The organism is Curtobacterium sp. MCBA15_008, from assembly GCF_001865065.1.
Taxonomy (GTDB): Bacteria; Actinomycetota; Actinomycetes; order Actinomycetales; family Microbacteriaceae; genus Curtobacterium.
The window spans coordinates 316,052-334,218 of sequence record NZ_MJGN01000045.1; the positions used below are offsets into that span (position 1 = coordinate 316,052).

The following is an 18,167-nucleotide window of genomic DNA, read 5'->3' on the forward strand; positions in this document are numbered from 1 at the left end:
ACCGCGCCTCCCGTCCGTCCCGCACCCGCGTCCGGAGCGCGAGTGGACTCGGCGGAATCGCGGCGACCTGCCAGGGCCGTGTGATGTCCGCTGGACGCGCTGCGGTTATGGTTTCGGGGTGAGCAACGAACCCGAGGAGACGACGCGCCGCGCCACCCGCGGCTCCGTGCCGCCGCGCCACGGCCGCCAGAAGCGACGCGCCGGGGTGGTCTTCCCCGCCGTCGCCGGCGTGCTCACGATGGGGCTGCTGCTCAGTGGCGGGTACGCCGCCTACGCGTACGGCAGCCTGTCGAACGGTGTCACGAGGATCGACGCGATCTCCGGCGGGGGCACGACGAAGCAGGACGACGTCGACGGCAAGGCGCAGAACATCCTGCTCGTCGGCGACGACCACCGGCCGGACAACGCGACGCCCGAGCAGATGGCCGAGCTGAGCACCCAGTCCGACGGCGGTGCGACGAACACCGACACGATGATCGTCCTGCACATCAACGAGGACGGCTCGCAGGCCACGATGATCTCGTTCCCGCGCGACTCGTACGTCGACATCCCGGGCGTCGGCAAGGGCAAGCTCAACAGCGCCTTCTACTTCGGCACGCTCAACGGCGGTGGCGACACCGGTGGGGCGAAGCTGCTCATCCAGACGATCCAGAACCTCAGCGGGCTCTCGATCGACCACTACGTGCGTGTCTCGCTGCTCGGCTTCTACCAGGTGGTGAAGGAGCTCGGCCCGGTCGAGGTCTGCCTCAACCAGGCCAGCAAGGACCGCTACTCGGGGGTCGACCTCCCCGCCGGCAAGTCCACGCTCGACGCGAAGCAGGCGCTCTCGTTCGTCCGCCAGCGGCACGGTCTGCCGAACGGCGACCTCGACCGCAACGTCCGCCAGCAGTACTTCCTGTCGCAGGAAGCACGCAAGGTGCTCTCCGCGGGGACGCTGCTCAACCCCGTGAAGATGGGCAACATCCTGCGCGCGGTCGGCGGCTCGATCCAGACCGACACCGACCTGATCAACCTGGCGTCGCAGATGCGGAACCTCCGCCCGGGCAACATCCAGTCCGCGACGATCCCGACCCTGGGGACGCCGACCATCACCGTGAACGGCTCGGCGCTGTCCATCGTCGAGGTCGACACCGTGGGGCTCCCCGCGTTCGTGCAGGGGCTGGTCGGCGAACCCGAGGAGTACACCAAGGCGACGGCTGCGCAGCCCGCGGCCACCACGGTGACCGTGCTGAACGGCAGCGGCGTCACGGGTGCCGCGGGTGCGGCCGGGCAGGTGCTCACGGCCCGCGGGTTCCAGGTCGGCGCCCCCGGTTCCTCCGACACGACCAAGGCCACCCAGGTGCAGTACCCCGCCGGGATGGAGGCGCAGGCCAAGGCCGTCGCCGCCGTCGTGCCGGGTGCCGTCGCCGTGCGGACCACCGCCGTCACCGGTGTCACGCTGGTGCTCGGCTCCGACGGCAAGACCGTCACGCCGGTCCCCGCGGCCGGTGGTGCTGCATCGACCCCGGCCGACGGTTCCGCCGCCGGGTCGTCCGACGCCGGCGCTGCTGCACCGAAGCCGTCGAAGTCCGCCTCGTCCGAGCCGAAGCCGTCGTCGACCGACGTGAAGAGCTACGGCAAGGAAGGCGTCTGCATCAACTGACGCTCGTCGCGGGCGCGTCCACCGTCGCGGGTGCGGTCGCGTGCTGCCGGATGGCGGCGATCGCGGCGTCGAGTCCGATCGCCAGCGGGCGGACGTCCCGCTGGACCTGCGCGAGGAGCAGGCCGCCCTGCAGCGCGACCATCACCACGGTCGCGAGCGTGTCCGGGTCGGCTTCGGCGTCGAGCAGTCCGCGGTCCCGCATGACGGTGAGACCGTGCCGGAAGCCCTGCTCCCACCGGGCGAAGCCGGCGGCGACGAGGTCCCGCGCGTCGACGTCCCGTTCGGCCAGCTCGGTGCCGAGGGACCCCAGCGGACAGCCACCGACGCAGTCCCCGGCGGTGGCGTCCTCCACGGCCCGGTCGCGCCAGCGCTGCCAGGCGTCCCACGTCGTGAGGTCGCCGTAGTCCGGCCCCTGGTGGGTGATGACCGCGTCGGTCTGCTGCTGGACGACGGCGCGGACGAGCTCACCCTTGTCGGTGAAGTAGTGGTACATCTGCGACCGGCCGACGGTGGCAGCGGCCCCGATGTCGTCGAGCGTGGTGCCGGCGACGCCCCGGGTGAGCATCAGGTCGGCGGCCGTGACGACGATCCGGTTCCGGGTCGCCAGTCCTTTCGGCGTCGTGCGTCGAAGGGTCTTCGGGGCGTGTTCGAGGCGCATGCTCAGAGTGTACTTGCGAGTACATTTTGCTCATGTGACATTCTCCGCATGGACGATGCACTCCTCGCTCGGCGCGACGAAGAACGCGCTCTCCTGCTCGCCGTCGCGCTGGGCGACCGACGTGCCTTCGAGCGCCTGTACGTGCGCTTCCGTCCCCTGGTCGAGCGGTACGTCCGGCACCAGCTCGTCGATCCCTGGCAGGCGGAGGAGGTCGTGCAGGACGTCTTCCTCGAGATCTGGCAGATCGCGGACCGGTTCGACCCGCAGCACGCCGCCATCGCCTGGATCCGGACGATCGCCCAGCGGCGCGCCATCGACCGGGTGCGGAAGAGCAGCGCCGACCGCGACCGCGACCTGCGCATCGGCGCGCGGGACCACGAGCCGGTCGACCACGCCGGCACCGAGCGGGCCGAGAGCGTCCTCGAGCGCGCCGAACTGCACCGGGCCGTCGCCGCCCTGCCCGTGCGACAGCGTGAGGCCGTGGCACTGCGCTACCTGGTCGGCATGACCGGGCCCGAGGTCGCGACGTCGCTCGGTGTCCCGGTCGGCACCGCGAAGACGCGCGCACGGGACGGCGTCACCGCACTGCGGCGGGTCATGGCCCCGTGACGCCGTCGGTCAGTACGGTCGAGGGGTGAGCAACGCAGCGCGGCCGATCACCCTGATGACCTACAACATCAAGAACCCGGACCCCGCGCACGACTGGCCGGCCCGGCTCCCGGTGCTGCTCGACGTCATCCGGCGGCACGATCCCGACCTGCTGTGCGTGCAGGAGGCCTTCGACCACCAGATGGACGACCTCCGCGCCGGACTCCCGGACCACGCCGACGTCGGGCAGGGACGCGAGGGCGGCGAAGCCGGCGAGCACGCCGCCGTGTTCTTCCGCCGCAGCCGCTTCCGCCCGACGGACGAGGGGACGTTCTGGCTGTCGGACACCCCCGACGAGCCGGTCTCGAACACCTGGGGCAGCGTGTTCCCGCGGGTCGCGAACCACGCCGGCCTCCTCGACGTCGACGGACCCGCCTTCACGCTGCTCACCACGCACTTCGACCACGAGGTGGGGCCGCACGGCGACGAGGTCCGGGCGAAGAGCGCCGCGCTCATCGCCGAACGCCTGCACGGTACCGACGGCCCGGTGATCGTCGCGGGCGACTGCAACGAGCCGGCCGGGGCGGGCGCGGCGTCGCGGGTGCTCACGGACGCGGGCTTCGCGGACGCCTGGGTCGTCGCGGGTGACCCCGCGGACCGGACCGCGACGTTCAACGACTGGCAGCCCCCGGTGGACTCGGGGGAGCGGATCGACTGGGTGTTCACGCGTGGGATCGCCGGCGTGGACCGCGTCGTGATCGACCACGACGGACCGGAGACCTGGTTCGCGAGCGACCACTTCCCGGTGGTGGCGACGCTGCGGATCTGATCGGTCTCGACCGGGTGGGGCGGGCCGCCCGGGATCAGCAGCTGCGCTGGGCGTGGACCGGCATCGGGGAGCCGAGCACCGTGACCGTCGTGTCGTCGGTCAGGGCGGAGACCCCGTTCGTCCCGCGTGCGACCGCGTCGTCCGTCGGGGTGTCGGCGTCGGCGTTGGTGTCGTCGGCGTCGGTCGCGTCGTCCGTGCGTGGCTCGTCGGTCGGGCTCCAGCCCGGCTCGAGCAGGAGCTGCCACGCCTTGGTGTCGTCGGACCCGTACGAGACGCGTTCCGACTTCGGGGCATCGGCGATCGCATCGTGGATGTCGTCACCGACCTGCACGCCGTCCGGGCCGGTCAGGTCGACGTCGTCGCCGGCACGCGTGCGCACGGCGTCGCGGAGGATGCGGATCTCGACCGCGTTGCCGGCCTTGGCGGGCGTCGACAGGGCGGCGACGCGGACCGCGCCGCCCCAGGTGTACGTGGTGCCGGACGGGAAGCACGCGCCGCCGTCGCCCTCGGCCGTCTGGGTCCGCGAGGGCGTGCCGAGCAGACGGTTGAGCAGCGACACCGTGGTGACGGAGTCGCGCATCGAGGCCTCGGTCACGGTCTTCGAGCCGTTCCGGAACACGAGCGACTCGGCGTCCAGCTCGATGGCGTCGACACGCTTGAGCTTGGCGGCGCTGACCCGCGCGGGCTGCTCGTGCAGCGAGGCATCGGAGGAGAGCTCGGCCGCCGCAGCGGTCGCCGGACCGGATCCGGGGGTGCCGCCGATGCCGAACGCGCCGGCCGCGAAGGCCAGCACGGTGGCGCTCGACGCCAGGACGGTCCGGAAGGTCACCAGTCGACGGTACGACGTCGCGGCTGGTTGGACGACGGGTGTTACCGAATCGGGGCCTGGTCGTCACCGGACCGTGACATTCGTCGGTGACGCGTCACGATCACGTCGCCCGGGCCGGCCCTCGTCGGAGCCGCACCCTGGTCCGGCCCCTGCCGCGGGAGTCGCGATCCCGCGCGCCCACCCGCCGCACGGTCCGTGCCGGGCCGGTGTCGCGCCTCCAGGCCCGCTCGCGACCGGCGGACGACGCAGGCCGGTCCACGCGTCGGGGGACAGCCTGCTGGACGGTCCGGGGTGACCACCTGCGTACCGTCACGGGCATGACGGACCAGCAGATCGACCAGTACGCAATGCAGGACCCGACGAAGATGTACGCCGACAAGAAGCCGGACGAGCAGTACCTCCCGGGTGCCGGCACCGACGCCGAGATGGCGGAGAACGTCCCCGCCGACCACGGCGAGGACACCTACCGCGGCTCCGGACGGCTCGCCGGCCGCAAGGCGCTCGTCACCGGCGGTGACTCGGGCATCGGCGCCGCCGTCGCCATCGCCTACGCCCGCGAGGGCGCCGACGTCGCCATCTCGTACCTGCCCGAGGAGCAGGAGGACGCCGACCGCATCGTCGGACTCATCGAGGCAGCCGGCCGCAAGGCCGTGACCCTGCCCGGGGACATCACCTCGCTCGCCGTGTGCGAGCAGATCGTGGCGGACGCCGTGGAGCAGCTCGGTGGGCTGGACATCCTCGTGAACAACGCCGGCAAGCAGCAGAACGTCGCCTCGATCGAGGACATCTCCGACGAGGAGTTCGACGAGACCTTCAAGACGAACGCCTACGCGACGTTCCGGATCACGAAGGCCGCCGTGCCGCACCTGCAGCCGGGCTCCACGATCATCAACACCACGTCGATCCAGGCGTACGCGCCGTCGCCGCACCTGGTGCACTACGCGGCCACGAAGGCCACCGTCAACAACCTGGCGAAGGGCCTCGCGGCGCAGCTCGCGCCGAAGGGCATCCGCGTCAACGCCGTCGCGCCTGGGCCGATCTGGACCCCGCTGCAGCCCGCCGGTGGGCAGCCGCCGGAGGCGCTGCCGTCCGCCGGCGAGCAGACCTACCTCGGCCGCTGGGGACAGCCGGCCGAGCTCGCGCCGGCCTACGTGTTCCTGGCGAGCGGGGAGTCGTCGTACGTCGTCGGCGAGACGCTGCACGTCGACGGCGGGATGCCGACGCCGTAGGGCTGCAGGACGAGTGCCGGACAGGAGGCGCGGTGCCGGTGGGCGCCGCGCCTCCTGTCGTGCGCGTGGCCGGTTCCGGGCCGTGGTCGCGTCGGCGTGACCGGCTCGCGCCGGCATTGTCAGGTCGTGCGGGGTCGTGGCCGCGGCCGCGGCCGCGCCGATCGCGTCAGCGTGCGGCCCGTGGCGTGCGCAGCAGCAGCCAGATGAAGTACGGCGTCCCCACCACGGCGGTGAGGATGCCCGCGCCGAGCTGGGCCGGGGCGATCACCGTTCGGCCGAGCAGGTCACCGAGGCAGACGAGGAGCGCGCCCAGCACCACCGCGACCGGGACGACCCGGGCGTGGGCGCGGCCGACCAGCGAGCGTGCGAGGTGCGGCGCGACCAGGCCGACGAACCCGATCGTGCCGACCGCGGCGATCGCGGTCGCGGTCAGCAGCACCGACAGCGCCAGGAACCCGAGCCGGGTGCGGCCGAGCGGGACGCCGAGCAGACGGGGCGTGTCCTCGTCGAGGGAGACCAGGTCGAGCTCGCGCGTCCGGGTGGTGAGGATTACGAGCGACACCGCCAGCACGGCCACCACCGGGAGCGAGTCCTGCCACGTGCGGCCGTAGGTCGACCCGGACAGCCAGGTCAGGGCCTTGTTCGCGTTGAACGGGTCCGTCACGACGATGAGCAGGCTGATCAGGGCGGTCAGGCCCGCCGAGACGCCGACGCCGACCAGCACGAGCCGGTTCTGGCGGAAGCCGCCGCGGGCGGCGAAGCCGAACACGACCAGCGCGGCGACGGCCGCACCGACGAACGCGGCCCCGGCGACGGACCAGCTGGCCGCCGCGGGGACGAGCGTCACGACGAGCACGGCACCGAGCCCGGCGCCGCTCGAGACGCCGAGGACCCCGGGGTCGGCGAGCGGGTTGCGTGTCACGCCCTGCACGAGGGTGCCCGCGAGTGCCAGCGCGGCCCCGGCCAGGAGCGCCGCCGAGACCCGGGGGACGCGGGTGTCGAGGATGAACGAGATCGCCTGGTTCGCCCGGCCGGTCAGCCAGTTCGTGACGTCGCCGAGCAGGAGCTTCGCGTCACCGAGCAGGACGGAGGCGATCACGACGCCCACCAGGACCGCCACGAGCACCACGACCGTGACGGCCACGGTGGTGCGGCCCGGGATCCGGTGCACCTCGAGCGGCGTGGTCTGCCCGGCGTCGCGGGCGCGGACCGCCAGCACGACCAGGAAGACCGCGCCGAGGACGCTCGTCACGACCCCGGTCGACACCGAGACCGCACGGTCGCCACTGACCACGGCGCGGAGCAGCACGTCCGCCGCGAGCACGATCCCCGCGCCGACGAGCCCGGCCACGAGGAACAGTGCCCACGAGCGGTGCAGCGTCGGGAAGCGCCGGGCGAGGGGGCGGACCAGGGCGGGCGCGCAGAGCCCGACGAAGCCGATCGGTCCCGCGATGGTGACGGCCGCCGCCGTGAGCAGCACGGCGAGGACCACGGCGACGACGCGGGTGCCCCGCACGGGGACGCCGAGACCGCGCGCGGCGTCGTCCCCGAGCGCGAGGACGTCGACGCGGTGCGAGAGCAGGACGAACCCCACGACGCCGACGGCCAGCACCGGCAGCATCGGCAGGACCGTGGCGAACCCGTTCTGCGCGATGCCGCCCTGGTTCCACGCGTAGAGCCCCTGGGTCTGCTGCGGGAACAGCAGGATGAGGGCCTGGGTGATCGACCCGAGGCCGAGCGCGAGGGCGGTGCCGGCCAGGACGAGCCGGACCGTCCCGCTGCCGAGTCCGGACAGCGCGAGCACGAGGGCCGCGGCGCCGAGCCCGCCGAGGAACGCGACCGCACCCTGCGCGACGACCGGCAGGCCGACGCCGGCGACCGACACGACGCCGAGCGCCAGGTACGCCCCGGCGTTCACCGCGAGGGTGTCGGGGGAGGCGAGGACGTTCCGGCTGACCGCCTGCATCGCGGCGCCGGCGACGCCGAGGGCGAAGCCGACGAGCAGCCCCGCGGCCGCGCGGGGGAACCGCGATGCGGCGACGACCGACGCGTCGGTGCGGTCCGCCCGCCCGAGGACGGCGTTCCAGACGTCGATCGCCCCGACGTGCGCGGTGCCCTGCGTCACGTCGACCGCGGCGAGCACCGCGACGAGCGCGATCCCGCCGACCAGCAGCGCGACGCCGAGCGCGGGCCGGACGACGATGCTGCGTCGCCCGGCCCGCGCCGGTGCCGTCGTGGTGTCGATGGCCGCTACTTCGTCAGCGCGGCGACGGTGGCGTCGATGTACGCCTCCATCGAACCCGGGCCGCCGAACATCCAGATGCCGTCGGCGAGACGGTGCACGTCGCCGTCCTGCACGAAGGGCAGGCCCTTCCAGACGGCGTTCGAGGCGAGGGTCTTCGCGAACACGTCGTCGCCGTCCACGTCGTTGCCGATGTAGAGGAAGGCGGTGGCGTCGGGCAGGCCGGTCAGGCCCTCGACGTCGGTCGAGCCGAGCCCGTACGCCGCGTCGCCCTTCACGTCGGTCGATGCCCACGCGTCCTGCAGCCCGAGTTCGCCGTTGATCGTCCCGATGAGCGACGAGCCCGTGTACGGACGGATCGTGACCTGGTTCGACAACACGTAGGCGTCGGCGAACGCCACCTCGGTGCCGTCCTTGCCGGCCTTCGTGAGCTGCTCCTTGCCGTCGGCGATCGCGTCCTCGAGGCCCTTCCAGACCGACTTCGCCTTCGCGGTGGTGCCGGTGGCCTCGGCGATGAGGTCGAGCGTCGCCTTGGTCGTGCCGAGCTGGTCGCTGCCCTTCGCCGAGGAGACCACGATCGTCGGTGCGATCTTCCGGAGCTGTGCGACGACGGAGTCCTTCAGGTCGTCGGTGGCGACGATCAGGTCCGGTGCGATCGAGGCGATGGTGTCCGTGCTCGGCTCACCGCGGGTCCCGATGTCCTCCGGCTTGCCCGTCAGCGGCACGGCGGAGTCCCAGGCGGAGTAGCCCTTCACGTCGGCGACACCGGCGGGCGAGACGCCGAGGGTCTCGAGGTCCTCGACGACGTTCCACTCCGTGCCGACGACCTTCTTCGCCGGACCGTCGAGCGTGACCTTCGTGCCGGTCGCGTCGGTCACGGTGATGCTCGACGCCGAGGACGTCTCGTCGGAGGCTGCCTGCGTCGAGCCGCACGCGGTCAGGCCGAGGGCAGCGGTGGCGGCGATGGCGGTGGCGGCGAGGAGTCGTCTCATGAGCTGGCGTGGAGCCTTTCGATGGTGTGGTGCGCGCCGGTGTCCGACGCGGTCCGGGTGTGGTGCCGGCCGATCGCGCGGGTGCGCAGGCGTCCGGTGGAGGGGTCGTGGTCGACGTCGATGCGGATGCCGTAGACATCGGTCAGGCGGTCCGACACGAGGACCTCCTCGGGGGAGCCGTCGGCGACGACCACCCCGGCGCGGAGCAGGACGACGCGGTCGGCGACGGCGGCGGCCTGGTCGAGGTCGTGCAGGACCACGCCGACGGCGATGCCCCGCTCGTCCGCGAGGTCGCGGACCAGGTCGAGCAGCTCCACCTGGTAGCGGAGGTCGAGGTACGTGGTCGGTTCGTCGAGCAGCAGGACGCCGGTCTCCTGCGCCAGGCAGCTGGCCAGCCAGACGCGCTGGAGCTGGCCGCCGGAGAGCTCGTCGGCGGCGCGTTCGGCGAGCGGCGTGAGCCCCGTGACGTCGAGGGCGTGCGCGACGGCCGCGGCGCCGTCCGGGTCCTGCCCGCCGAAGCGCGAGCGGTACGGGTAGCGGCCGAAGGCCACGAGGTCGCGGACACGCAGCCCGCCCGGGACCGGCCGGCCCTGGGTGAGCAGGGCGACCTGGCGGGCGAAGGCCTTCGGGGAGAGCGCGAGGCCGTCGAGGTCGTCGCCGCGGTCGGCGTGCCCGGCGTCGGTGCTGGTGCCGGTGCTGATGTCGGCCACGCCCCGCAGGGTCACGTCGCCGGATCGGGGGGCCTGGAGGCGCGCGATGGTCCGCAGCAGGGTGGACTTCCCGGAACCGTTCGGTCCGACCAGTGCGGTCACCTTCCCGGCGACGAGCTCCAGTGAGGCGGCGTGCACGACGGGCTCGCCGTGGTAGCCCACGGTGACGGAACGCGCATCCAGATCGACCACGAGGTAAGGGTAGCCTCACCTTGCCTCGATTCCCTAACGCGTGACGGGATTCCGGAGGCGGGGGATCGTCGGGACCGCTGCGGACCGCTTCAGCAGGGGGCGCTGCAGGTGCGCGCGAGCCCTTCGAGCAGTTCGCGGGCGGAGAGTGCCGCGGCCAGCTCGACCTCGACGGGGTTGATCCCGACCGCCCGTTCGAACTCGCGCCGACGGGCCTGGTCGGCGATCGGGACCTCGGGACGCTGCGGCAGGACGGCGATCGCGCGCGCTGCGGCGTCGAAGGCCCCGACCGGACGGCCCAGCTGTTCCCACATCGTGCGGACGTCGTGTGCGACCTGGTCGGGGTCGCCGCCGAACTCGAACCCGGCCGAGGCCATGGTCGCGAGTCCCTGCGCGGTGGGGTCGTTCGGGGTCATCCCGGCATCGTCACACGGATCGCCGCGATTGTCCTGCGAAGTCGCGCTTGTCCCCCGACATGCCGACACCCGGACCGGGGATGATGGTGGCCCCCGATCTCCACTTGGATGGACCTGCCCCCAAGAGGGGCGACGCGGACAGGACGTCCGGGACCGACGGAGGGCACGATGCTCGAACACACCAGCGCGGACACGCACGCGGCAGCCGCCGCAGCCGCCACCCTGCACCTGCGGATCACGATCGTCGGTGCCACCGTCGACCTGCTGCGGGACGTCCCCTTCCACGAGGCCCACGCCGCGCTCGTCGCCGAGCGCCTCGGCATCCCGGTCGAGGAACTCCACCAGCACTTCCCGTCGTGGGACGGCCTGGTGCTCGCCGCCGTCGACCGCTGGAACGGTGGCCGGATGGACGAGGTCACGCGCGAGGTCGGGGACGGCTCGACCGTGCAGCTCCTCCGCGCCATCGTCGCGTCGAACGCCGAGGACCCGGCGCTCATGCGGCTGCTCGTCGCGCTGCTGTCGGTCGCCGGCAACCCGCAGCACCCGATGGCGACCTACCTCCGCTCCCGGTACCAGCTCTTCTACGCGCAGATCAAGCGCGGCCTCGAGCACGACGTCGCGGTCGGCCGTGCCCCGCACACGATGGACCCCCGCCGCGGTGCCGAGCAGCTGATCGCCCTCTACGAGGGGTTGCAGCTGCAGGCGCTCCTGCGCTCGGATCTCGACCTCGTGCCGGCGTTCGACCGTGCGGTCGCGCGGCTCGAGCGCGGCTGGATGGAGCGGTACGAGCCCCAGGCCGCACGCCGCCTGTCCACCTGGGGCGACGGCGGCTGGGAACTCTGACCCGATCGCGTCGCCTCTCGGGCGTCGCCGCTGATCCGCTGCGCGCGGTGGCCGGACCGGCTCGGAGGGGCACCGGCGTACTCGGTGGGTCTCCGACGGAAGGAGCCGACATGGCATCAGCGAACCCGATCCAGGTCCAGAAGTACCTCAGTGGCATCGACTACCCGGCCTCGAAGGAGGACATCGTCGCCACCGCCGAGAAGGAGGGCGCCGAGGGCGAGGTCCTCGACGCCCTGAAGAACATCCCCGACGGCGAGTACGACGCCCCGACCGCGGTGTCGAGCGCCGTCTCCGACGCGGGCTGACCCCGGGTTGCCGCGTCAGCGCGCCCGCGTGCCCCGCGGGGTCGAGCCGTTGCCCGGGTCGTAGCCCGAGTCGCGGATGACCGGGATCGCGGTGGTGTCGTTGTGCACCGAGTGCACGACGACCCGCCGCGACCGGCGCAGCGCACGACGAGCACCCGGCGTGGCCACGAGCCCGCCGAGCACGAGTCCCGCCCCGATGCCGAGCGCGACCGACACCGCGGCGACGAAGTCGAGCGCGGCGCTCGATGACCCGGACATGAAGTTCAGCAGGGCGTTCGACACCGCGACCCCGGGCAGCAGGGCGCCGCAGAACGCCGGCACCGCGATCGCCGCGACGGCCGTCCGCATCCGTGCCGCGGCGATCGTCGACAGCACGCCGAGGAGCACGGCCGCCAGGAACGTCGCCCCGAGCAGCGGCAGCCCGGCCTCTCGGAGGCCCCGGAGTGCAGCGCTGGCGGCCACGGAGAACACGACGGCCACCGGGATCACCCGGGCGCTGGCCTGCTGCACGAAGCAGTTCGCCGCGGCCGACACCACGGTCAGCGCGAGCGAGGCCCAGAGCGGCAGGACCGGCAGGACGATGCCGGACGGATCGACCTCGATGTGCAGCCACTTCGTCAGGGCGATGCCGGCGGGCACCCCGACCACGATGGCCGCGATGACGAGCCCGATGTAGAAGGCCCGGGCGACCGCCATCGCGCGGAACCCGGAGATCGCGTCCTGCGCCCACGTCACGAGCGACGGGTGCGGCAGCAGGAGCACCACGAGCGCAGCCACCATCGTCGCCGCCTGACCGGGGTGCAGCACGCCGGCCCAGATCGCGAGCGTGCCGATGGCCGACGCGACCGCTCCCTGGGCGCCGGAGACGAAGAACTGCGGGAAGCCCCGACCGGTCAGCCAGCGGCCGGACAGGATGATGCCGAGCATGAGCACGAACGCGCCGAGGCCGGCACGCCACCCACCGCCGGCCTGCATCGCGATCGAGATGCCGAGGATCGACAGGCCGACGTCCGCCAGCCAGGTCGGCCAGCGCGGCGGGAGCCGGAGGACCGCGACCAGTGCGCTCACGGCGGAGGTCATGTCCCGCTCGTCGTGCACCAGGTCGTCGACGATCTGGTTCGCCCGCGCCAGACGGTCGAGGTCGGACCCGTCCGACTGCACGGTGCGGACCTTCACCAGAGGTGGCGTGTCCGACGGCGCGTACTGGATCGTGACCGAGCTGCCGGAGAAGTCGAGGTCGAGCGGGGCGAGGTTCCACTTCGTGGACACGGCGACCACGGCGGTCTCGACGCTGCGGGTGTCGGCCCCGGAGGCGAGCATCACCTCGGCGAGGTCGAGGCAGAAGTCGACGATCTGCACCGGTGAGTACTGCTCGCGGGCACGGGTGTCCGGCGAGACGTCCTCGTAGATCGTTCCGCGGAGCCGTGCGCGGGCGTCGCGGATGTCGTGCTGTGCGAGGTTGCGGACGCGGGGCCGGTGGGGTCGCCCCGGTCGCGGCGCACCGGGGAGGAACTGCTCGGCCATCCCGCCATGGTGCCAGTCGCGGTCTCCACGTCACCAGGACGCGGACTGGAGGCCCGTGGCGGCGTCGCCACGGGCCTCCAGTCCGTCGGGTGGCGCGGTCTCCCGCACCTGGTCCGTTACTGCTCGAACGTCGCGTTGAGCGTGATGTCGACGCCGGTGAGCGCCTTGCTGACGGGGCAGGTGGCCTTGGCCTCGTCGGCGGCCTTGAGGAAGGCTGCCTCGTCGATGCCGGAGACCTCGCCGGTGACGGTGAGGACGATGCCGGTGAGCTTGAAGCCGCCGGCGCTGTCCGGGCCGAGCGAGACGTCGGCCTTGACGTCGAGGGCCTCGACCGTGCCGCCGGCCTCGCCGAGGACCGCCGAGAACTGCATGGCGTAGCAGGCGGAGTGCGCTGCGGCGATGAGTTCTTCGGGGCTGGTGGTGCCACCGGCGTCGTCGGCGGCGCGCTTCGGGAACGAGACGTCGTAGGTGCCGACCTTCGAGCTGGAGAGTTCGACCTGGCCGGAGCCGTCGTTGAGGCCGCCGTTCCAGGCGGTTCGTGCGGTGCGCGTGGGCATGGCCGCTCCTTTCGTGTGGGAATCGGTCCCGAGTCGGGACTATCGCGTCTGAGTCAAGTCGAGAACGGACGTTCTCGTCACGGGCTCTCGGGGAAGACGCAGGATTGGGCGTACCGAGTAGATTCGGGCGTACATGGTGGATTCGGGCGTACCGGGTCGAATGTTCCGACCAGGTGTGCCCGATTCCGCTTTCCATCGCGGGCGTTGTGGGAAGGATCGAGCGAGGCAGGCGACAGGTGTTGTTGAGCGCAACAGGTGTAGCGTGAGTCGGAATCAAAGGAGAGACACATGCGTGCCGTCGTGTTCGAGCAGTACCAGACGTTCCCGTCCCTGACGGAGGTCCCGAAGCCCACACCAGGGCCGGGGGAGGTGCTCCTCAAGGTCGCCGGCGCCGGTGCCTGCCACTCCGACGTCGCCGTGTACCGCGAGTTCCAGCAGGGACAGCCGGGCGCGCAGGCCCCGTCCTTCGTGCTCGGGCACGAGAACTCCGGCTGGGTCGAGGCGGTCGGCGACGGCGTCACCGGGTTCACGGAGGGCGACGCGTACCTGGTCTACGGGCCCGTCGGCTGCGGCCACTGCTCGTACTGCTCCAAGGGGCAGGACACCTACTGCGAGAACGCCGCGACGAACCCGTACGCGGGCATCGGGCTCGGCCGTGACGGCGGCATGGCGGAGTACGTGAGCGTCCCCGCCCGAAACCTCGTGCCGCTCGGCGACGCCGACCCCGTGGCGGCCGCACCCCTCGGCGACGCGGCTCTCACGCCGTACCACGCGATCAAGAACGCCCTGCCGAACCTGGCCGGGGGCGGGCGCTTCGCGCTCGTCGTCGGGCTCGGCGGCCTCGGCCAGATCGCCGTCCAGATCCTCACGGCGCTCACCGGCGCGACGGTCATCGCGACGGACGTGAAGCAGGACGCGATGGACCGCGCCGCCGAACGCGGCGCGGTCACCGTGCCCGGCGGCCCCGACCAGGTGGCGGCGATCCGCGAGATCACCGGAGGTCGCGGCGTGGACGCGGCGTTCGACTTCGTCGGCGCCACGCCCACCATCAAGGCGGCCCAGGCGTCGATGGCCGTCGGCGGGCGCTGCACGGTGGTCGGCATCGCCGGTGGGACCACGGAGTGGAACTTCTTCTCCACGCCCTACGAGTCGACCATCACGAACACGTACTGGGGCACCATCGAGGACCTGCACGAGGTCGTCGCGATGTACCGCGCCGGGCAGATCGTCCCCGACGTCGAGCGGTACCCGCTGTCCGACGCGCTCGAGGCGTACCGGAAGCTCGAGGCCGGTGAGCTCTCGGGCCGCGCGGTCGTCGTCCCGACCCTCTGAGATCGGTTCGGTAACGGTTCCCTCCCGCTCGGGGGCCTCGGGGCTATCGTGAGTCCACGGGGCAACATATGCGCCGGGCAGGAGGGGACCATGACCGGGAACGCTGACCACACCGAGGCCGTCGCCCGTCCCAGGACCGCCGACAGCGAGGGCGGCGCCGCCACGATGGGGCTGCCGTACGACGCACCGGAGCACGGCGCGGGCGCCTCGGACGGCCGACCCGCGACGCGGCTCGGACTCGTCTGGCGCGTCGTGGCGTCACTCGTGCTCGCCGCCGTCGGGGTCAACGCCGTCGTGCGGTCGATCCCGCTGTGGCAGAGCGCGAACGTCGACCCCGCGAGCGGTGCCTGGGTCGGAGCGCTCGCGCTGCTCGTCCTGGCCGGGCTCGCCCTGGCCTACCCCGTCGTCAACGTGCTCCGGCTGGTCCGCACGGCGCGGCTCCGGCGTCAGCGCCCCACGGCGTAGCCCTGCGCGCCGCGGGAGTTCGCCGCGGCACCGACCACGCCGGTCGTCGGGTCCCGCGTCACGCACGACAACCGGCCGAGTGACCAGTCGCCGGCGCGGGTGACGACGTGGCCCCGGGCCTCGAGTCCGGCGATGACGTCGTCACCGAGCCGGTCCTCGACCACGAGTCCCGCCGGCTCCCACGTGCGGGGCCAGAACGAGCCGGGGAACGAGGTCGTGTGCAGCGCCGGCGCATCGATCGCCTGCTGGGGCGAGTACCCGCCGACGATCCAGCGCAGCAGGAAGAGCAGCTGCCACTGGTCCTGCTGGTCGCCGCCGGGCGAACCCAGTGCCGCGACGGGGACTCCGTCGCGGAGCACGAGCGTCGGGGTCAGGGTCGTGCGGGGCCGCTCTCCGGGGCGGAGCGTCGACGCGGTGCCCTCCTCGAGCCAGGTCATCTGCAGGCGGGTGCCGAGGCAGAACCCGAGCTCCGGGATCGTCGGCGAGGACTGCAGCCAGCCGCCGGACGGCGTCGCGCTGACGATGTTGCCCCAGCGGTCGACGACGTCGATGTGGACCGTGTCGCCACGGGTCTCACCGTTCGGCGCGACGAACGGTTCGCCGCGGTCCTCGACCGGCGCGGCGGGCGGCACCTCCGAGCGGCGGGCGACCTGGACGGTCGGCTCCCCGACGCCCTGGCCACCGACCGCACCGGCGGCTTCGGCCTCGGCCTGCGTGCGGACCGGGGGCATGGCGTGCGCGACGCCGCCGACGGTGCCGGGGCGGAGTTCCGCGGACGCGTCGTCACCGATCAGCGCACGGCGCTCGTCGGAGTAGGCGTCGGAGAGCAGGACGTCGAGGGGGACGTCGCCGTCACCGTAGAACGCCTCGCGGTCGGCGAGGGCGAGTTTCTGCGCCTCGACGATCGTGTGCGCGCCGACCTCGGTGGAGGGGTCGAGCAGCGCGTCGTCGAGCGGCTCGAGCAGGCGCAGGGTCTGCAGGAGCGCCGGGCCCTGCCCCCAGGCTCCGGTCTTCGCGATCGTGCAGCCGCGGAACTCGGCGGTCGTCGCGGGCTCGTACGTCGCCCGGAACGCACCGAGGTCCGTCGCCCGGATCACCCCGGCGTGGTCGGTGCCCGACGAGTGCCGGTGCGGTTGCTGCACGAAGCGCTCGACCGCCTGGGCGACGAGCCCGTCGGCCCACTCACTCCGTGCGGCGTCGATCCGTCCGGTCCGGCTGCCGGCGCCGTCGCCGGCGGCGACCAGGCGGTCGAGGACCGAGGCGAGCGCCTCGTTCCGGACGATGTCCCCCGGGACCGGCACCGCGCCTCCAGGCAGCCACTGCGCGGCGGAGGTGGGCCAGTGGTCGCGGAACAGGTCGGCGACGGCGGTGATCGTGCGGACCACGGCGGGTGCGACCGGGTGGCCGTCGCGTGCGTACCCGATCGCCGGGGCGAGCACGTCCGCGAGCTCCCACGTGCCGTGGTCGCGGAGCAGCAGGAGCCATGCGTCGACCGCACCGGGGACGGTGGCGGCGAGGGCGCCGGAGCCGGGCACGAGGTCGAGTCCCTCGGAACGGTAGTGCTCCGGGGTCGCGCCTGCCGGTGCCGGCCCCTGCCCGACGAGGACGACCGGCGTCGGGTCGTCCGCCGTCGCGAACACGGCGGTCAGGTCGCCGCCGGGGCCGTTCAGGTGCGGTTCGACGACGTGCAGGACGAACGCTCCCGCGACCGCGGCGTCGAACGCGTTCCCGCCCCGTTCGAGCACGGACTGTGCGATGGCCGTGGCGATCCAGTGCGTCGAGGCGGCCATCCCGAAGGTCCCCCGGAGGTCGGGGCGGGTGGTGTGGGGAGCGGGCGGGACGAAGGCGGGGTTCGGCGTCGGCATGGTCCCATCTTGCGCGCTCCGTCGAACCGCTCGATACTGAACGCATCGGTTAATTAACCGAACGGTTCATCAGTGGAGGCCGCCGTGGAGCCCGACGACATCGACGCCGTCCTGTCGGCCCTCGCCGATCCGATCCGCCGTCGCATCGTCGAACGACTGGGGAAGGGCGAGGCGACCGTCACCGACCTGTCCGCACCGTTCGACGTCAGCGGTCCCGCGATCTCGCGGCACCTCGGGATCCTCGAGCGCGCCGGGCTCATCACGCGCGAACGGCACGGCACCTGGCGCACGTGCCGGCTCCGGCCGGAGGCCGTCGCCGAACTCGGCGTCTGGCTCGGCGGGCTCCGGCCCGACTGGGACCGCCGGTTCGACAGCCTGGAGGCAGTGCTCGCCACCCGACACGACCCCACCCCCGCCACGCATCACCACGACCACCAGGAGCAGTCATGACCGACCAGTTCACCGCCCACGCCACGCACCGGTTCGCGTACCCCGTCGCGGACGTGTACCGCGCCTTCGTCGACCCCGCCCTGCTCGCGCTCTGGTTCGGGCCGCTCGGCTTCCACGTCCCGGCGGCCACGGTCGAGGTCGACGCCCGCGTCGGCGGCGCCTGGAACCTCACCATGGTGAGCAACGACAACCCCGAGTGGGCGTCGCCCGTGACGTCGACCCTGCAGGAGATCGAGGAGAACCGGGTCATCGTCGGCACCCAGGTGGCGAACGGGATCCCCGGGATCGAGGACGGCACGCCGCTGTCCCTCACCCTCGAGTTCGCCGAGGACGGCGACGGCACCGTCGTGACGCTGACCCAGGGCCCCTTCCCCGAGGTGATGCGCGACATGAACATCGCCGGTTGGACGCAGTCGTTCCACAAGCTCGAGGCGCTGCTCGGCGCACCGAAGGAGTTCTTCCAGATGCCGTGACACGCCGGCTTGCCCCCGGAACTGGGGTT

Annotated in this window: 19 protein-coding genes; 10 read left to right on the forward strand and 9 right to left on the reverse strand. The window is 72.7% G+C overall.

The window, feature by feature from the left end:
- The first annotated feature begins 118 nt into the window (after positions 1 to 118).
- Complete coding sequence (locus BIU96_RS15985; RefSeq protein WP_071293584.1) at positions 119 to 1,642, forward strand: LCP family protein; 1,524 nt, start codon at positions 119 to 121, stop codon at positions 1,640 to 1,642.
- On the opposite strand, the gene BIU96_RS15990 is transcribed toward BIU96_RS15985, so the two are convergent.
- Positions 1,635 to 2,300, reverse strand: coding sequence for a TetR/AcrR family transcriptional regulator (locus BIU96_RS15990; RefSeq protein ID WP_071293585.1), 666 nt, complete (start codon positions 2,298 to 2,300; stop codon positions 1,635 to 1,637). The two genes, BIU96_RS15985 and BIU96_RS15990, sit on opposite strands and share 8 nt — an antisense overlap.
- 48 nt (positions 2,301 to 2,348) lie before the next feature.
- Between BIU96_RS15990 and BIU96_RS15995 the strand changes: the two genes are divergently transcribed.
- Both BIU96_RS15995 and BIU96_RS16000 read left to right on the forward strand, forming a co-directional pair.
- Positions 2,349 to 2,909 carry a sigma-70 family RNA polymerase sigma factor gene (locus tag BIU96_RS15995; protein ID WP_071293586.1) on the forward strand — a complete coding sequence of 187 codons (561 nt, stop codon included), beginning with the start codon at positions 2,349 to 2,351 and terminating at the stop codon, positions 2,907 to 2,909.
- Positions 2,910 to 2,934: 25 nt separating this feature from the next.
- Positions 2,935 to 3,717, forward strand: a complete 783-nt coding sequence (locus BIU96_RS16000) for an endonuclease/exonuclease/phosphatase family protein (protein ID WP_071293587.1) — start codon at positions 2,935 to 2,937, stop codon at positions 3,715 to 3,717.
- Between the two features lie 34 nt (positions 3,718 to 3,751).
- On the opposite strand, the gene BIU96_RS16005 is transcribed toward BIU96_RS16000, so the two are convergent.
- On the reverse strand, positions 3,752 to 4,546 hold the full coding sequence (locus BIU96_RS16005; protein WP_071293588.1) for a hypothetical protein: 795 nt from the start codon (positions 4,544 to 4,546) through the stop codon (positions 3,752 to 3,754).
- Between the two features lie 347 nt (positions 4,547 to 4,893).
- On the opposite strand from BIU96_RS16005, the gene BIU96_RS16010 reads away from it, so the two are divergent.
- The gene (locus BIU96_RS16010) at positions 4,894 to 5,775 is read left to right on the forward strand and encodes an SDR family oxidoreductase (RefSeq protein ID WP_175477587.1); all 882 of its coding nucleotides are present in this window, start codon (positions 4,894 to 4,896) and stop codon (positions 5,773 to 5,775) included.
- Between the two features lie 166 nt (positions 5,776 to 5,941).
- On the opposite strand, the gene BIU96_RS16015 is transcribed toward BIU96_RS16010, so the two are convergent.
- From BIU96_RS16015 to BIU96_RS16030, 4 genes are all read right to left on the reverse strand, one after another.
- The gene (locus BIU96_RS16015) at positions 5,942 to 8,095 is read right to left on the reverse strand and encodes an iron ABC transporter permease (RefSeq protein ID WP_302847736.1); all 2,154 of its coding nucleotides are present in this window, start codon (positions 8,093 to 8,095) and stop codon (positions 5,942 to 5,944) included.
- Positions 8,026 to 9,009: an iron-siderophore ABC transporter substrate-binding protein gene (locus BIU96_RS16020; protein ID WP_071293590.1), complete on the reverse strand. Its 984-nt coding sequence runs from the start codon at positions 9,007 to 9,009 to the stop codon at positions 8,026 to 8,028. Before BIU96_RS16020 ends, BIU96_RS16015 begins: the two co-directional genes overlap by 70 nt.
- Positions 9,006 to 9,911 (reverse strand): ABC transporter ATP-binding protein, encoded by a 906-nt coding sequence (locus BIU96_RS16025; protein ID WP_217642285.1) that lies wholly within the window; start codon positions 9,909 to 9,911, stop codon positions 9,006 to 9,008. The genes BIU96_RS16020 and BIU96_RS16025 overlap by 4 nt, the downstream gene beginning before the upstream one ends.
- An 89-nt stretch (positions 9,912 to 10,000) precedes the next feature.
- Entirely contained in the window at positions 10,001 to 10,324 is a 324-nt protein-coding gene (locus BIU96_RS16030) for a hypothetical protein (protein WP_071293591.1), read from the reverse strand.
- Positions 10,325 to 10,492: 168 nt separating this feature from the next.
- On the opposite strand from BIU96_RS16030, the gene BIU96_RS16035 reads away from it, so the two are divergent.
- Positions 10,493 to 11,167 carry a TetR/AcrR family transcriptional regulator gene (locus BIU96_RS16035; RefSeq protein ID WP_071293592.1) on the forward strand — a complete coding sequence of 225 codons (675 nt, stop codon included), beginning with the start codon at positions 10,493 to 10,495 and terminating at the stop codon, positions 11,165 to 11,167.
- Positions 11,168 to 11,277: 110 nt separating this feature from the next.
- Positions 11,278 to 11,472, forward strand: a complete 195-nt coding sequence (locus BIU96_RS16040) for a DUF2795 domain-containing protein (protein ID WP_071293593.1) — start codon at positions 11,278 to 11,280, stop codon at positions 11,470 to 11,472.
- Between the two features lie 15 nt (positions 11,473 to 11,487).
- Here the strand turns inward: BIU96_RS16040 and BIU96_RS16045 are convergent, their stop codons facing one another.
- Together BIU96_RS16045 and BIU96_RS16050 are read right to left on the reverse strand one after the other, a co-directional pair.
- On the reverse strand, positions 11,488 to 12,996 hold the full coding sequence (locus BIU96_RS16045) for a threonine/serine exporter ThrE family protein (RefSeq protein ID WP_071293594.1): 1,509 nt from the start codon (positions 12,994 to 12,996) through the stop codon (positions 11,488 to 11,490).
- 116 nt (positions 12,997 to 13,112) lie between these two features.
- Positions 13,113 to 13,553, reverse strand: coding sequence for an OsmC family peroxiredoxin (locus BIU96_RS16050; RefSeq protein WP_071293595.1), 441 nt, complete (start codon positions 13,551 to 13,553; stop codon positions 13,113 to 13,115).
- Positions 13,554 to 13,841: 288 nt separating this feature from the next.
- Between BIU96_RS16050 and BIU96_RS16055 the strand changes: the two genes are divergently transcribed.
- Together BIU96_RS16055 and BIU96_RS16060 are read left to right on the forward strand one after the other, a co-directional pair.
- Entirely contained in the window at positions 13,842 to 14,885 is a 1,044-nt protein-coding gene (locus BIU96_RS16055) for an NAD(P)-dependent alcohol dehydrogenase (RefSeq protein ID WP_071293596.1), read from the forward strand.
- Positions 14,886 to 14,975: 90 nt separating this feature from the next.
- Complete coding sequence (locus tag BIU96_RS16060) at positions 14,976 to 15,350, forward strand: hypothetical protein (RefSeq protein WP_071293597.1); 375 nt, start codon at positions 14,976 to 14,978, stop codon at positions 15,348 to 15,350.
- Here BIU96_RS16060 and BIU96_RS16065 read toward each other — a convergent pair.
- A complete protein-coding gene (locus tag BIU96_RS16065; protein WP_071293598.1) occupies positions 15,332 to 17,215 on the reverse strand; it encodes a gamma-glutamyltransferase family protein in 1,884 nt (627 codons plus the stop codon). The genes BIU96_RS16060 and BIU96_RS16065 overlap by 19 nt on opposite strands.
- Before the next feature lie 72 nt (positions 17,216 to 17,287).
- On the opposite strand from BIU96_RS16065, the gene BIU96_RS16070 reads away from it, so the two are divergent.
- Positions 17,288 to 17,665, forward strand: a complete 378-nt coding sequence (locus tag BIU96_RS16070) for a helix-turn-helix transcriptional regulator (RefSeq protein ID WP_217642286.1) — start codon at positions 17,288 to 17,290, stop codon at positions 17,663 to 17,665.
- Positions 17,662 to 18,138, forward strand: a complete 477-nt coding sequence (locus BIU96_RS16075) for an SRPBCC domain-containing protein (protein ID WP_071293599.1) — start codon at positions 17,662 to 17,664, stop codon at positions 18,136 to 18,138. The genes BIU96_RS16070 and BIU96_RS16075 overlap by 4 nt, the downstream gene beginning before the upstream one ends.
- Positions 18,139 to 18,167 lie beyond the last annotated feature (29 nt).

Excerpts from the sequence above, each read along its gene's own strand:
- BIU96_RS15990 (WP_071293585.1), bottom strand. The coding sequence starts at position 2,300 with ATGCGCCTCGAACACGCCCCGAAGACCCTTCGACGCACGACGCCGAAA.
- BIU96_RS16060 (WP_071293597.1), top strand. The coding sequence starts at position 14,976 with ATGACCGGGAACGCTGACCACACCGAGGCCGTCGCCCGTCCCAGGACC.
- BIU96_RS16040 (WP_071293593.1), top strand. The coding sequence starts at position 11,278 with ATGGCATCAGCGAACCCGATCCAGGTCCAGAAGTACCTCAGTGGCATC.
- BIU96_RS15995 (WP_071293586.1), top strand. The coding sequence starts at position 2,349 with ATGGACGATGCACTCCTCGCTCGGCGCGACGAAGAACGCGCTCTCCTG.
- BIU96_RS16050 (WP_071293595.1), bottom strand. The coding sequence starts at position 13,553 with ATGCCCACGCGCACCGCACGAACCGCCTGGAACGGCGGCCTCAACGAC.
- BIU96_RS16020 (WP_071293590.1), bottom strand. The coding sequence starts at position 9,009 with ATGAGACGACTCCTCGCCGCCACCGCCATCGCCGCCACCGCTGCCCTC.
- BIU96_RS16010 (WP_175477587.1), top strand. The coding sequence starts at position 4,894 with ATGCAGGACCCGACGAAGATGTACGCCGACAAGAAGCCGGACGAGCAG.
- BIU96_RS16030 (WP_071293591.1), bottom strand. The coding sequence starts at position 10,324 with ATGACCCCGAACGACCCCACCGCGCAGGGACTCGCGACCATGGCCTCG.
- BIU96_RS16035 (WP_071293592.1), top strand. The coding sequence starts at position 10,493 with ATGCTCGAACACACCAGCGCGGACACGCACGCGGCAGCCGCCGCAGCC.
- BIU96_RS16075 (WP_071293599.1), top strand. The coding sequence starts at position 17,662 with ATGACCGACCAGTTCACCGCCCACGCCACGCACCGGTTCGCGTACCCC.
- BIU96_RS16055 (WP_071293596.1), top strand. The coding sequence starts at position 13,842 with ATGCGTGCCGTCGTGTTCGAGCAGTACCAGACGTTCCCGTCCCTGACG.
- BIU96_RS16065 (WP_071293598.1), bottom strand. The coding sequence starts at position 17,215 with ATGCCGACGCCGAACCCCGCCTTCGTCCCGCCCGCTCCCCACACCACC.
- BIU96_RS16045 (WP_071293594.1), bottom strand. The coding sequence starts at position 12,996 with ATGGCCGAGCAGTTCCTCCCCGGTGCGCCGCGACCGGGGCGACCCCAC.